The sequence below is a fragment of the Ectothiorhodospira shaposhnikovii genome, assembly GCF_022227765.1.
Lineage (GTDB): Bacteria > Pseudomonadota > Gammaproteobacteria > Ectothiorhodospirales > Ectothiorhodospiraceae > Ectothiorhodospira.
On the sequence record NZ_JAJMLZ010000002.1, the window covers coordinates 409,444 to 421,868 of the forward strand.

Below are 12,425 nucleotides of genomic sequence, written 5' to 3' on the forward strand. Positions count from 1 at the left end.
GCGGTCAATCTTCCTTGGTGACCCGCAGGACCTCCTCCGGCGTGGTGTGGCCGGCCAGGATGCGACGAATGCCGTCCTGGCGGATGCTGGCCGTACACTGGCGGGCGTGGCGTTCCATGGCCTGCTCGCCGGCGCCGTCATGGATCAGGGTGCGGAGGGTCTCGTCCACCTCCACCAGTTCGTAGATGCCGGTACGGCCCCGGTAGCCCAGGTGATTGCATTCGGGGCAACCCACGGCACGGAACAGGGTGTGTTCCCCCGGCGGCAACCCCAGCAGACGGCTGTCGGCCGCGGAGGCCCGGTACGGGGCCTTGCAGTGATCGCAGAGCAGGCGCACCAGGCGCTGGGCCAGCAGGCCCACCAGGGTGGAGGACAGCAGGAAGGGCTCCACGCCCATGTCCCGCAGCCGGGTCACCGCCCCCACCGCGGTATTGGTATGCAGGGTGGAAAAGACCAGATGGCCGGTGAGACTGGCCTGGACGGCGATGTGGACCGTATCCACGTCACGGATCTCCCCCACCATCACCACGTCCGGGTCCTGCCGCAGGATGGCCCGCAACCCCCGGGCGAAGGTCATGTCCACCTTGCTGTTGATCTGGGTCTGGCCGATGCCGTCCAGATAGTATTCGATGGGATCTTCCACCGTGAGGATGTTGCGCTTGCGGTCATTGAGCTGGGACAGGGCCGCATAGAGGGTCGTGGTCTTGCCCGAACCGGTGGGGCCGGTGACCAGGATGATGCCGTGGGGCCGTGCAATCACCCGCTGCATCACCGTCAGGGTGGCGGGGTCCATGCCCAGATGGCTCAGGTCAAGGCGCCCGGCCTGCTTGTCCAGCAGGCGCAGCACCACCCGCTCGCCGTGGCCGCAGGGCAGCGTGGAGACGCGCACGTCCACCGCCCGGCCCGCCAGCTTCAGGGAGATGCGCCCATCCTGGGGCAGACGTTTTTCCGCAATGTCCAGACGGGCCATGACCTTGATCCGCGAGGTGATCAGCGGTGCCAGGACCCTGGGCGGTTCCAGCACTTCACGCAACACCCCGTCCACCCGGAAACGCACGGTAAGACGGTTCTCGAAGGGCTCGATATGGATGTCCGAGGCGTTTTCCTTGATGGCCTCGGTGAGCAGGGCATTGATGAGACGAATGATGGGGGCGTCATCTTCCGTCTCCAGCAGATCTTCCGGTTCGGCCAGGCTCTGGGCGACGCTGTCCAGGTCCTCGTCTTCTCCCATGCCTTCCATCAGCTGCATGGCGTCGTTGCTGCTGCTCTCGTAGCGGGTGCGCAGCAGGAGGTCGAACTGTTCCGCCGGCACCGTTTCCAGGATCAGGGGGCGCCCCAGATGGCGACGCAGCTCGGCCAGGGTCTGACTGGCGACACCCGGTCGACAGACCACCCGCGGGACTCCGCCCGAGTCTTCCATGACCACGACCCCGTGACGCCGGGCAAAGCCGAAACTCACCCCCCGCACCGGGGACGGAGCCGAGGCATCCCCATCCAGTGGAGTGACGGACAGCGCGTCCACGGCCTCCAGCGCGCCGCGGGCGTTCATTGACGCCCCGGTGGCGGCTGGATGGACAGGCCCCGCACCGTGGCGGCCGCGGAGGCCTCGAAGGGCGGTGGCAGATGCAGCAACGCTTCCCAGTCAGGCAGCACCGGCACCGTGTCGTCGGGCATCATCAACACCCCCTGGGCACGGGACCGCAGCTGCTCGGCCCGGATGTAGTTGTACTTGGCCGCCGTCTGTCCGGTCATGTCATTGTGGTCCCGAATGATCACCGGATGCAGGAAGACCATCAGATTGCGTTTTTCCTTGCTGGAGGTGTCGTAACGGAACAGCCGCCCGAGGCCGGGAATGTCGCCCAGGCCCGGCACCTTGTTGCGGGTCTGTACCAGGACATCATCGATCAGCCCGCCCAACACCACCATCTGCCCGTCGTCCACCATCACGCTGGTGCGCAGGCTGCGTTTGTTGGTGATCAGATCCGCGGCATCCTGGCCGCTGATCCTGGGGGCCACCTGGGAGACTTCCTGCTCGATCTCCAGTTTCACCGCATTGCCCTCGTTGATCTGGGGACGGACCGTGAGCTTCACCCCCACGTCCTGGCGCTGGATGGTGTCGAAGGCCTGACCGGACTGTTCGATGGCCCGACCGGAACGAAAGGGGACGTTCTGGCCGACGATGATCTCGGCCTCCTCGTTGTCCATGGTCAGCAGGCTGGGGGTGGAGAGGATGTTGCTGGCGGAATCTCCGGCCAAGGCCCGGATCAGGGTGGCGATGGTGGTCCCGCCGGACTGGCCGATGCCCCCCAGGGTCAGGCCATCCCCCAGGCTGGGCAGGTCCGTGCCGCCGGCCAGGAAACCCCGGGTCAGCTGATAAAGCCCGGAACCGGAGCTGCCGAAGTTGATGATCCCGACGCCGTCGCGCTCGGAGCCGATACCCCACTGAACCCCCAGTTCCCGGGCGCGCTCGGTGGACACTTCGGCGATGATCGCCTCCACCAGGACCTGGGCGCGGCGCACGTCCAGCTGCTGGATCACCGCGCGCATGTCCCGGATCACATCCGGCGGCGCACTGATCACCACCGCATTGGTGCTCTCATGGGCTTGCACATGAATGCTGCCTCCTCGCCCGGCACCGGCCCCACCGCCGCCGGCCGCCTCCATGGAGGCGGCCAGCCCCCGAAGGACCTCGGCCACGTCCTCGGCCTTGGCGTAGCGCAGATAGATGACCCGGGTGTTGCCTCCCTCCATGGGAATATCCAGATGGGAAATCACCGCCCGCACGGGGATGCGGCGCTTGGGATCGCCGCTCAGCAGGATGCTGTTGGTGCGCTCGTCCGCCATCACCTGCAGGCGCGAGCCGGGGCGTTGACGACCTTCGGCCCCCTCCATGGTACTGATGATCCGCGCCACCTCCGCGGCGGCGGCATGCTGAAGCGGAATCACCTCCATGTCCTCCCGGCTTTCCTGGTCGATCCGGCCGATGATGCCCACCAACCGATTGACGTTGGCGGCGGTATCGGAGATGACCAGGGTATTGGATTCCGGGGACGCGGCCAGATGACCGCTCTGGGGGATCAGGGGCCGGAGGATGGGTACCAGCTGGGCCGCGTCCACGTGGGTCACCGAAATCACCCGGGTGACGTACTCATCCCCCTGCAACGGACTGCGCTCGGAGGCGGTGGGGACTTCCGCCTGCTTGGCGATGGCATCGGGTACCAGCTTGATCACTCCGTCGGTCTGGACGGCGGCAAAGCCATGAACCCGCAGTACCGACAGGAAGATCTCGTACAGTTCCGCGCGACTGACCGGACGACCCGAGACCAGGGTGACCCGACCGCGGACCCGGGGATCCACGATGAAATTGGTCTGGGTCTCCTCGGAGACGTAGTTGATCAGGGCCTGGATATCCACGTCCCGGAAATTGAGGGTGGCGCCGTTTTCCTCGGCCACCGGCACGACCGGCAGCAGGCAGGTGATCGCCAGCAGGCACAGGATCAAACACTTTCGGCAACGTCCACTCATGTAATGCAGCTCTCCATCACTGCCCGATGGGCAGGGTCAATGACATGGCGCGGCCCTGACGCTCAAGGTCCAGGGTGACCTCGGTGACCTGTGCCAACTCGGCCATCAGGGCCTGGGGATCGCTGATGGCGTTGACCGGGGTGCCGTTGATCCCGGTTACCACATCGCCGGGGCGAAGTCCCGCCTGGCGGAACAGGGCCGGATCCCTGCGGGGGGAAACGGCAAACCCCTTCATCACCCCCTGCTCCATCACCGGCCGCACCCGGATGCTTTCCATGAACTGGGAAGGTTCCTGCAGCCAAGTATCCCGTCGCGTTGCCAGGCTGGCCGCCAGCCCCGCATCCCGCAACGGCGGTGCCGGCGCGGCGGTGCCGACCTGGGCGGGTTGAGAGGCCGGCACCACCGCCGCACTGTCCAGGGTCTCTCTGGGCAGGCGCAGCATTTCAAAGCGGCCTTCACGGGAGAGGATCACCCGATCACTGAAAATCTGTTCCAGCCGGGCACCTCCCGGCAACTCCGCGCCCACCCGGTAATGCCGCTCATTCTGGCGATCATCGGCGATCAAGGCCACGCCCAGGACGGGCTCGGCAGAGGAGGCCACCACGCCCTTCAGCGTCAGGCGCAGGCGGGTTTCCGGTGCCTCCGTGGGCACCACCGGGGCTTCGGCCACGGCTTGCGCATGGCCGAACAGTTGCAAATCGGCCACGGCGGCCAAGCGGTGGACCTCATCGGCTCGGGACGTCGCGGCAAGGGGGTATGAAGGCAAGTCCCGCGCCACCGGCAGGGGCCCCGTCTCCCGCGGCGCAAACAAGGTCCAGGTGAGCTGCGCCAGTGTCCAGGCCAACATCACCACCAGCAACAGGGCCAGCCACTTCCCCAGGCGAGCCATGACCTCCGGGGTCGGGCCGGCGCCGTGTGCGGAAATGATCCTGGATGCGCTCAACATGGCGATAACCTGATGAGAAATAAGGCCAAGTGCAGCCGATCCTAGCATGGGGACGGACCCTGCCACCATGCCAAGTCCGTGACAGCGCCCCAGGTTTGCCCACGGACGATTGGTTTATACTGAGACGGTTTACATCTTGTCGCGGAGCACACGGGCATGGATCTCAGAAGAAAGGGAGAGCGACGTCGCTACGAAAGACGCCCCAACTACCCGTTTCGGGACAGCTCCGGTGAATGGGTCACCAAGAATCGGCGCCGTCTGGTGGATCGCCGCAGCGGTGACGTCACCGAGGATCGGGAACACACAACAGCCCCAGTCAGTGCACCCAAGCCCTCAAAGTCCGCCGAACAGCCGTCCGGCGGCAGCCTGCTCCTGCATTACCGTGACGCGGTGGTCAATCTCCAGCCCACGGATGAGAGTTTCATGATGGGACGGAACCGGCAGTGCGACCTGGTCGTGCCCAAGGAATTCGTCTCCCGCCGCCATGCCCGGGTCGAATGCCGCGATGGCGGGTTCGTACTCATTGACCAGAGCCTCAACGGCACCTACCTGCAGGACAAGACCGGCAAGATCCGTTTCCTCCACCAGGATGCCGCCCCCCTCACCGGATCCGGCTATCTGAGTCTGGGCTCTCCACTGACGGAAAACGCCGACAACCTGGTGTATTTCTACTGTCGGGAAAGCGCGCTCGTCACCTGACGAAGGTATCGAGCAGCAACGACCTGCCGGTCATCTCCCGGGGCTGATCCAGCCCCATGAGCTGCAGCACAGTGGGTGCGATGGCGCTCAGGCCCGCGCCGGTCAGCAGATGCTTGACTCCGCTGTCGATGATCAGACAGGGCACCGGATACATGCTGTGCTGGGTGTGGGGTTCGCCGGTGGCGGGATCGATCAATTCCTCGCAGTTGCCGTGGTCGGCGGTGAGGATCACGGAATACCCCTTTGCCACGGCCACGTCCAGCACCCGTCCCACGGCGGTATCCAAGGCTTCCACCGCGCTCACCACCGCTTCATAGACCGCGGTATGCCCCACCATGTCGCCATTGGCGAAGTTCACCAGGATGAAATCGTACTGACCGCTTTCCAGGGCCTGGATGGTGGCGTCGGCCACCTCGGGGGCACTCATCTCCGGCTTGAGATCGTAGGTGGCCACCTTGGGCGAAGGGATCATGACATGTTCTTCACCTTCAGCGGGGGCCTCCACGCCACCATTGAAGAAGAAGGTGACATGGGCGTATTTCTCCGTCTCGGCGCAATGAAACTGTTTCAGGCCCGCCTCGCTCAGGACCCGTGACAGGGTCACCCGGGGACGCTCGGGCAGAAAGGCCACCGGCAGTTCATAGCGGGCATCATAGAGGGTCAGGCAGGTCACGGCGGCCGGGGTGAAATCGCCCCGATCGAAGTGGGCGAAATTCGGGCCGCTCAGGGCTTCCGTGAGCTGGCGGGGACGGTCATTGCGGAAGTTGAAGAACAGCACCGGGTCGCCGCCGCGAATCAGACCACTCTTGTCGATGACCCGGGGCTTGATGAATTCATCGGTTTCGCCCGCCTCGTGGGCGGCGGACAGGGCCGCGGCCGCACTGGAGGCCCGCGCACCCTTGCCGTGCACCATGGCATCAAAGGCCAGCTGGGTACGGTCCCAGCGCTTGTCGCGGTCCATGGCGTAATACCGGCCCGTCACGGTGGCGATCTGACCACCGCAGGATTTCAAGGCCTTTTCCAGCGCGGGAACATAACCGGGAGATGACTTGGGCGCGGTATCGCGGCCGTCGGTGATCATGTGGATCGCCGGCCGGGCACGATGGCGGGCGCACAGATCGATCAGGGCGTGCAGGTGACGAAGGTGGCTATGCACCCCACCGTCGGACACCAGCCCCACCAGATGCAGGGGACGGCCGGCAGCGGCAGCGGCCTTTGCGGCTGCCGTCAGGGCCTCATTGTCCATGAAACTGCCGTCCTCGATGGCATCATCGATGCGCACCAGGTCCTGCCGGATGACGGCGCCGCAACCCAGGGTCAGGTGCCCCACCTCGGAATTGCCCATCTGCCCGTCCGGCAACCCCACGGCCCGGCCCGACGCCTCCAGCAAGGTATGGGGGTGGTTGGCGAAATACTGATCCAGCCGGGGCGTGGCGGCATCGTGATAGGCGTTGTTGAGCTTGCCCGGATTGACCCCCACCCCGTCCATGATGACCAGCAACGTGGGACGACGGGGGGTGTTGAGGGAAGGCTGCGTCATTCAGTTGTCCTGTTTTGGCTTGGGATTATCCGAACCACCCCGTAGCCGACGCTCCTCCGCCTCGGCCTGATCCAGGGCTTCATCCATCTCAGACGCCGAAAGTGGCTGATCGGTTTCATTTCCGCGACCTTGGCGGGCACGGGCGGCGGCGGTGGCGGCCTTGGCGCGGGCCTTGGCGGCGGCCGCCGCGGCCCTGGCCGACAGGTCGGATGCCTCTTGCGCGGCGGCGGGGCGACCCGGCGGATCATCGGCGGGCGGAGGGTCTTCCCCTTCCGCTGCCTCCCGGGCTGCCTTCTTCTTGACCAGAATCTTCGACAACACGATCCCGATCTCGAACAGCAACCACATGGGCAACGCCAGCAGGGTCTGGGAAATGATGTCCGGCGGGGTGAGGATCATGCCGACCACGAACACGCCGACGATGACATAGGGCCGCTTGGCCGCCAGCTGCTGAGGCGTGGTCAGCCCCATGGCCACCAGCAGGATGGTGGCGATGGGCACTTCGAAGGCGATGCCAAAAGCCAAAAACAGCAGGATGACAAAATCCAGGTAGCGGGAAATGTCCGTCATCACCGCGACCCCTTCCGGGGCCGAGGCGGTGAAGAAGGCGAAGATCAGCGGGAAAACCACGAAATAGGCAAAAGCCATCCCCAGATAGAACAGGATGGTGCTGGAGATGAGCAGGGGCATGGCCAGCCGCTTCTCGTGCCGGTACAACCCCGGAGCGATGAACGCCCAGGCCTGATACAGCAGGAAGGGCACCGAGATCACGATCGCCAGCATCAATACCAGCTTGAAGGGGATCAGGAACGGCGCCGCCACCTCGATGGCGATCATGCTGCTGCCTTCCGGCAGGTGCACCATCAGCGGCCCGGCCAGGAAGGTGTAGATGGGATTGGCAAAGGGGAACAGCACCAGGAAGACCAGCAGGATTGCCAGCACGCTGCGCAGCAGCCGGGTACGCAGTTCCACCAGATGGGACAGCAGGGTCCCCTCGGCCTCGTTCCCGGCCTGGGGGGACTCGGAATTATGATTCATGGTCTGATTTCCGGGTCTGATCGGACTCGGGGGGCGTCGACGAGGCGGGAGGTTTACCGGCCCCGGCATCACCAGACGCCGCCGGAGCGTTGCCTTCCTTGACCTCATCCTCCACGGACCTGACCCGATCCCGGGTCTTGTCCACCGACCGACGCAGATCCTGCTCCGTATCCTGCATCATGGTCTTGAGGCGGCCGATCTCCCGCTCCTGGTCCTCAAGCATCTTCTTGAGTTCTTCGGTCCGCAACTCCTGTTCGATATCGGAGCGCACGCTGCTGACGAAACGACGGATCTTGCCGACCCAGCGACCGATTTCACGGGCCAGCTTGGGCAGGCGTTCCGGCCCCACGACCAGAAGCGCCACCAGGCCGATGACGATGAGTTCCCAGAATCCGAAATCGAACATGCGTCCGTATCAACCGCCGCGGTTATGAGGATGGGTCGGGCGGGGCCTGACGGCCGCCGCCCGGCATGAAGACCTGTCGGGAATCAGGAGTGACGCTCGCCTTCCCGGGTCTTGTTCTCGGTGGTGGCCTCGGCCTCGAATACGCGACCGGGCTTGTCTTCCAGGGGCTTGTGCTGCGTATCTTCATTACCCTTGTCGGCCTCGGCTTCGCCTTCACGGACCGATTGCCGGAAATTCTTGATGGCGCTGCCCAGATCGCCGCCCATGTTGCGCAGCTTCTTGGTCCCGAACAGCAGGACCACGATGACCAGGATGATGAGCAATTGCCAGATGCTGATGCCGCCAAAACCCATGAGATGCCTCCAGATGTGTCAGTAATGTATCCGCTGTGATCCGTATCGTGAGCGGCGGACTAGCGGGCGCCGCGCGCCGCCTTCTCCTCCAACCCCGACAGACCGAAACGCCGTTCCAGTTCCGCCAGCACCTGGCCCGGACCCAGCCCCTGCTGTGCCAGCATCACCAGGGTGTGGAACCACAGATCGGCGGTCTCATGGATCAGCTGCTCGGGATCGCCGTTCTTGGCGGCCACCACCGTCTCGGTGGCTTCCTCGCCCACCTTCTTGAGGATGCTGTCCAGCCCCTTGGCATACAGACTCGCCACATAGGAACTGGAGGCATCCGCGCCCTTGCGGGACTCCAGCACCCGAGCCAGCTGTTCGAGGATGCGATCATCGGCCATGGGAAGGGGCCTCCTCACCGTAGATGGCCGCCGGATCCTTGAGAACCGGATCGACTTCCACCCATTCACCGTCCCGATACTGATGATAGAAACAATGGCGCCGACCGGTATGACAGGCGATGCCGCCTTTCTGCTCCACCTTCAGCAGGATCACGTCGCGATCGCAGTCCAGCCGCAGGTCATGCACCACCTGCACATGCCCCGAGCTTTCCCCCTTGTGCCACAGCCGGGCCCGGGAGCGCGACCAGTAGACCGCCTCGCCGATTTCCAGGGTACGGGCCAGGGCCTCGCGGTTCATCCAGGCGACCATCAGCACGCAGCCATCGGCATGGTCCTGGGCGATGACGGGGACAAGACCGTCGGCATTCCATCGAATCATGTCCAGGGGAGTTTTCAGGGTCATGCACCAAGTCTGGGGATATAGGTATCGGGCATGTACTTTAAACCGTTGGCGGGGGAATTTACCAGCAACCGGGGAACATGCCCCCAAGGAAGTTCTACCCCGAAGGCCCTTTTGCCGTCCTCCCGCGAAGGCGGGAGTCCAGGATGTTCAATCCGCCGCTGGATTCCCGCTTTCGCGGGAACGACATGCCCAGAGGCGCCGATGACCTGCCCCGAAACGAAAATGACCTCTTCAGGTCACCCTACAGGCGAATCTCGACACCCCGTTCGGCCATGTATTGCTTGGCCTCGCCCACGGTGTGCTCACCGAAATGAAAGATGCTGGCGGCCAGTACCGCGTCCGCGTGCCCCTCGGTGACCCCCTCCACCAGATGCTGAAGATGCCCCACGCCGCCGGAGGCGATCACCGGTACCGTCACCGCGTCGGCGATGGCCCGGGTGAGCGGCAGGTCGAAGCCCTGACGGGTGCCGTCCCGGTCCATGCTGGTGAGCAGGATCTCGCCCGCTCCGTTGTCCACCATGCGCCGGGCCCAATCGATGGCATCCAGCCCGGTGGGCTTGCGACCGCCGTGGGTGAAGATCTCCCAGCGCAGGGGCTCCCCCGGCGCGGACACCTGCTTGGCGTCGATGGCCACGACGATGCACTGGGAACCGACCCGGTCCGCCGCCTCGCGCACGAAATCCGGGTTGAAGACCGCAGCGGTATTGATGGACACCTTGTCCGCCCCCGCATTGAGCAGGCGCCGGATGTCTTCGACCCGGCGAATGCCGCCCCCCACCGTCAGGGGGATGAACACTTGTTCGGCCACCTGCTCCACCACGTGCACGATGGTTTCGCGCTCATCGGAACTGGCGGTGATGTCCAGGAAGGTGAGTTCATCGGCCCCTTCGGCATCATAGCGCCGGGCGATCTCCACCGGATCACCGGCATCCCGGATCTCGACGAAGTTGACGCCCTTGACCACGCGGCCACGGTCCACGTCCAGACAGGGGATGATTCTCTTGGCAAGCATGGTCGACCCTGGGCTCAGGCGGCGTTCTGGTCCGCCAGGGCCTGGGCCTCGGCAAGACTGAGGGTACCTTCGTAAAGGGCGCGCCCGACGATGACGCCAGTGACTCCCTCGTCTTCCACCGCGCACAGACGGCGGATATCCTCAATATTGGTGACGCCGCCGGAGGCGAATACCGGGATGTTCACCGAACGGGCCAGGCTCACGGTGGAGTCCACGTTCACCCCCTGCATCATGCCGTCGCGGGAGATGTCGGTGAAGATGATGCCGGCCACGCCGTCCTGCTCAAAGTGCCTGGCCATGTCTTCCACATCGTGATGGGACAGCTTGGACCAGCCGTCGATGGCCACCTTGCCGTTCTTGGCATCCAGCCCGACGATGATGCGTCCGGGAAACTCCAGGCACAGGTCATTGACGAAGTGGGGAGCGCTGACGGCCTTGGTGCCGATGATCACCCACTGTACGCCCGCATCCAGATAGGCCTGCACCGTGTCGTCGTCACGGATGCCGCCACCCACCTGCACCGGCAGGTCGGGGAAGCGCGACACGATCTCGCCGATGATGTCCGCGTTGCGGGGACGGCCGGCGATGGCGCCGTCCAGATCCACCAGATGCAGCCTTCTTGCACCTTCGTCCACCCAGCGCGCCGCCATCTCCACCGGGCTTTCGGAAAATATCGTCGAGTCATCCATGCGCCCCTGGCGCAGCCGCACACACTTGCCGTCCTTGAGGTCGATGGCCGGGATCACCAGCATGATCTAATTCCCCTGATTGACTGATTTCAGACGCCGCCGGTCCAGTGCATGAAATTGCGCAGCAGGGTCAGACCCGTGGCGGCGCTCTTTTCCGGATGACACTGGATGGCGAAGATATGGTCCTTGGCGATGGCCGAGGTGAACGGCATCCCGTAGTCCGTGGTACCCGCCACCACCTGGAGGGCGGCCGGCTCGACATAATAGCTGTGCACAAAATAGAAACGACTGTCCTGCTCGATGCCGGCCCACAGTGGATGGGCATGGACCTGGTGGACCCGATTCCAGCCCATGTGGGGGATCTTCAGGCGCTCGCCCCGGGCATCGGTCAGATCGACGCCAAACCAGTGCACCCGCCCCGGGACGATCCCCAGGCACCGGGTACCCCCGTTTTCCTCACTGTGATCCATGAGCACCTGCATGCCCATGCAGATGCCCAGGAACGGCCGGGTCAGCGCCGTCTCGCGCAATACCCCCGACAATCCCCGCTGATCAAGGGCCTGCATGCAGTCACGGGCCGCCCCCTGGCCGGGGAAGACCACCCTGTCCGCTTCCAGGATGTCAGCGGGGCGATCCGTAAGCAGCACCCGGGTGCCGGCCGGGGCCGCGTGCTCCAGGGCCTTGACCACGGAGCGCAGGTTGCCCATGCCGTAATCCACCACCGCAACAGTATTCATAAAGGGTTCTTCGAAAGTCGGGCCGGGAAGACGGATACGTTCAGAGCACGCCCTTGGTGGAGGGCATCACCCCCTGCATGCGGGGGTCCGGCTCCAGCGCCATGCGCAGGGCGCGGCCGAAGGCCTTGAACAGGGTTTCGGCGATATGATGGGCGTTCCTGCCCCGCAGACAGTCCAGGTGCAGGGTGACGCGGGCATGATTGACGAAGCCCTGGAAGAACTCCTCGAACAACTCCACCTCGAACCGGCCGATGCGATCCCTGGGGTAGGTCACGTGATACTGCAGGCCCGGGCGACCGGAAAAGTCGACAACCACCCGGGACAGGGCTTCATCCAGGGGCACATAGGCATGGCCGTAACGGCGTATCCCCTGCTTGTCCCCCACCGCCTGGGCCATGGCCTGCCCCAGGGCGATACCGATGTCTTCCACCGTATGATGGTCATCGATATGGCGATCGCCGTCCGCCTGAATGGACAGGTCGATACAGCCGTGGCGGGCCACCTGATCCAGCATGTGGTCCAGGAAGGGGACGCCGGTGGCGAATTCGCCGCGACCCTGGCCGTCCAGGTTGAGGGTGACCTGGATCCGGGTTTCCAGGGTATCGCGCGTGATCTGGGCTGTACGGGAAGTCATGGGCGCTGAAGCACTAATGAAGATTCAATGGGCCATCCTACCACAGCCTTGCGCCCA

At 64.7% G+C, this 12,425-nt stretch carries 13 protein-coding genes and 1 pseudogene; 1 reads left to right on the forward strand and 13 read right to left on the reverse strand.

What is annotated here, in order from left to right; genetic code table 11:
- Positions 1 to 4: 4 nt before the first annotated feature.
- From gspE to gspC, 3 genes are read right to left on the reverse strand one after another with little or no spacing between them, the layout of a single operon-like run.
- Positions 5 to 1,549 carry a type II secretion system ATPase GspE gene (gene gspE, locus LQD11_RS04505; RefSeq protein ID WP_238616438.1) on the reverse strand — a complete coding sequence of 515 codons (1,545 nt, stop codon included), beginning with the start codon at positions 1,547 to 1,549 and terminating at the stop codon, positions 5 to 7.
- Positions 1,546 to 3,525, reverse strand: a complete 1,980-nt coding sequence (gene gspD / locus LQD11_RS04510; protein WP_238616439.1) for a type II secretion system secretin GspD — start codon at positions 3,523 to 3,525, stop codon at positions 1,546 to 1,548. The genes gspE and gspD overlap by 4 nt, the downstream gene beginning before the upstream one ends.
- 16 nt (positions 3,526 to 3,541) lie before the next feature.
- Positions 3,542 to 4,471 carry a type II secretion system protein GspC gene (gene gspC / locus LQD11_RS04515; protein WP_238616440.1) on the reverse strand — a complete coding sequence of 310 codons (930 nt, stop codon included), beginning with the start codon at positions 4,469 to 4,471 and terminating at the stop codon, positions 3,542 to 3,544.
- Between the two features lie 156 nt (positions 4,472 to 4,627).
- On the opposite strand from gspC, the gene LQD11_RS04520 reads away from it, so the two are divergent.
- Positions 4,628 to 5,170, forward strand: coding sequence for an FHA domain-containing protein (locus tag LQD11_RS04520; RefSeq protein ID WP_008930913.1), 543 nt, complete (start codon positions 4,628 to 4,630; stop codon positions 5,168 to 5,170).
- On the opposite strand, the gene gpmI is transcribed toward LQD11_RS04520, so the two are convergent.
- The 10 genes and pseudogenes from gpmI to hisB all read right to left on the reverse strand — a co-directional run bounded on the left by gpmI (position 5,163) and on the right by hisB (position 12,368).
- Positions 5,163 to 6,710: a 2,3-bisphosphoglycerate-independent phosphoglycerate mutase gene (gene gpmI / locus LQD11_RS04525; protein WP_238616441.1), complete on the reverse strand. Its 1,548-nt coding sequence runs from the start codon at positions 6,708 to 6,710 to the stop codon at positions 5,163 to 5,165. The two genes, LQD11_RS04520 and gpmI, sit on opposite strands and share 8 nt — an antisense overlap.
- Positions 6,711 to 7,748, reverse strand: coding sequence for a twin-arginine translocase subunit TatC (gene tatC, locus LQD11_RS04530; protein WP_238616442.1), 1,038 nt, complete (start codon positions 7,746 to 7,748; stop codon positions 6,711 to 6,713). It lies immediately after the preceding gene.
- A gap of 118 nt (positions 7,749 to 7,866) precedes the next feature.
- A pseudogene (tatB, locus tag LQD11_RS04535) lies at positions 7,867 to 8,154 on the reverse strand (Sec-independent protein translocase protein TatB); the annotation flags it as partial.
- An 83-nt stretch (positions 8,155 to 8,237) separates the two neighbouring features.
- The gene (gene tatA, locus LQD11_RS04540; protein WP_238616443.1) at positions 8,238 to 8,507 is read right to left on the reverse strand and encodes a Sec-independent protein translocase subunit TatA; all 270 of its coding nucleotides are present in this window, start codon (positions 8,505 to 8,507) and stop codon (positions 8,238 to 8,240) included.
- Between the two features lie 59 nt (positions 8,508 to 8,566).
- Positions 8,567 to 8,893 (reverse strand): phosphoribosyl-ATP diphosphatase, encoded by a 327-nt coding sequence (locus LQD11_RS04545; protein ID WP_008930908.1) that lies wholly within the window; start codon positions 8,891 to 8,893, stop codon positions 8,567 to 8,569.
- Entirely contained in the window at positions 8,883 to 9,296 is a 414-nt protein-coding gene (gene hisI, locus LQD11_RS04550; RefSeq protein WP_238616444.1) for a phosphoribosyl-AMP cyclohydrolase, read from the reverse strand. The genes LQD11_RS04545 and hisI overlap by 11 nt, the downstream gene beginning before the upstream one ends.
- A gap of 241 nt (positions 9,297 to 9,537) precedes the next feature.
- Positions 9,538 to 10,308, reverse strand: coding sequence for an imidazole glycerol phosphate synthase subunit HisF (gene hisF / locus LQD11_RS04555; protein WP_238616445.1), 771 nt, complete (start codon positions 10,306 to 10,308; stop codon positions 9,538 to 9,540).
- Between the two features lie 14 nt (positions 10,309 to 10,322).
- Positions 10,323 to 11,060: a 1-(5-phosphoribosyl)-5-[(5-phosphoribosylamino)methylideneamino]imidazole-4-carboxamide isomerase gene (gene hisA / locus LQD11_RS04560; RefSeq protein WP_238616446.1), complete on the reverse strand. Its 738-nt coding sequence runs from the start codon at positions 11,058 to 11,060 to the stop codon at positions 10,323 to 10,325.
- 26 nt (positions 11,061 to 11,086) lie between these two features.
- A complete protein-coding gene (hisH, locus tag LQD11_RS04565; protein ID WP_238616447.1) occupies positions 11,087 to 11,734 on the reverse strand; it encodes an imidazole glycerol phosphate synthase subunit HisH in 648 nt (215 codons plus the stop codon).
- Positions 11,735 to 11,774: 40 nt separating this feature from the next.
- Positions 11,775 to 12,368: an imidazoleglycerol-phosphate dehydratase HisB gene (gene hisB / locus LQD11_RS04570; protein ID WP_238616448.1), complete on the reverse strand. Its 594-nt coding sequence runs from the start codon at positions 12,366 to 12,368 to the stop codon at positions 11,775 to 11,777.
- Positions 12,369 to 12,425 lie beyond the last annotated feature (57 nt).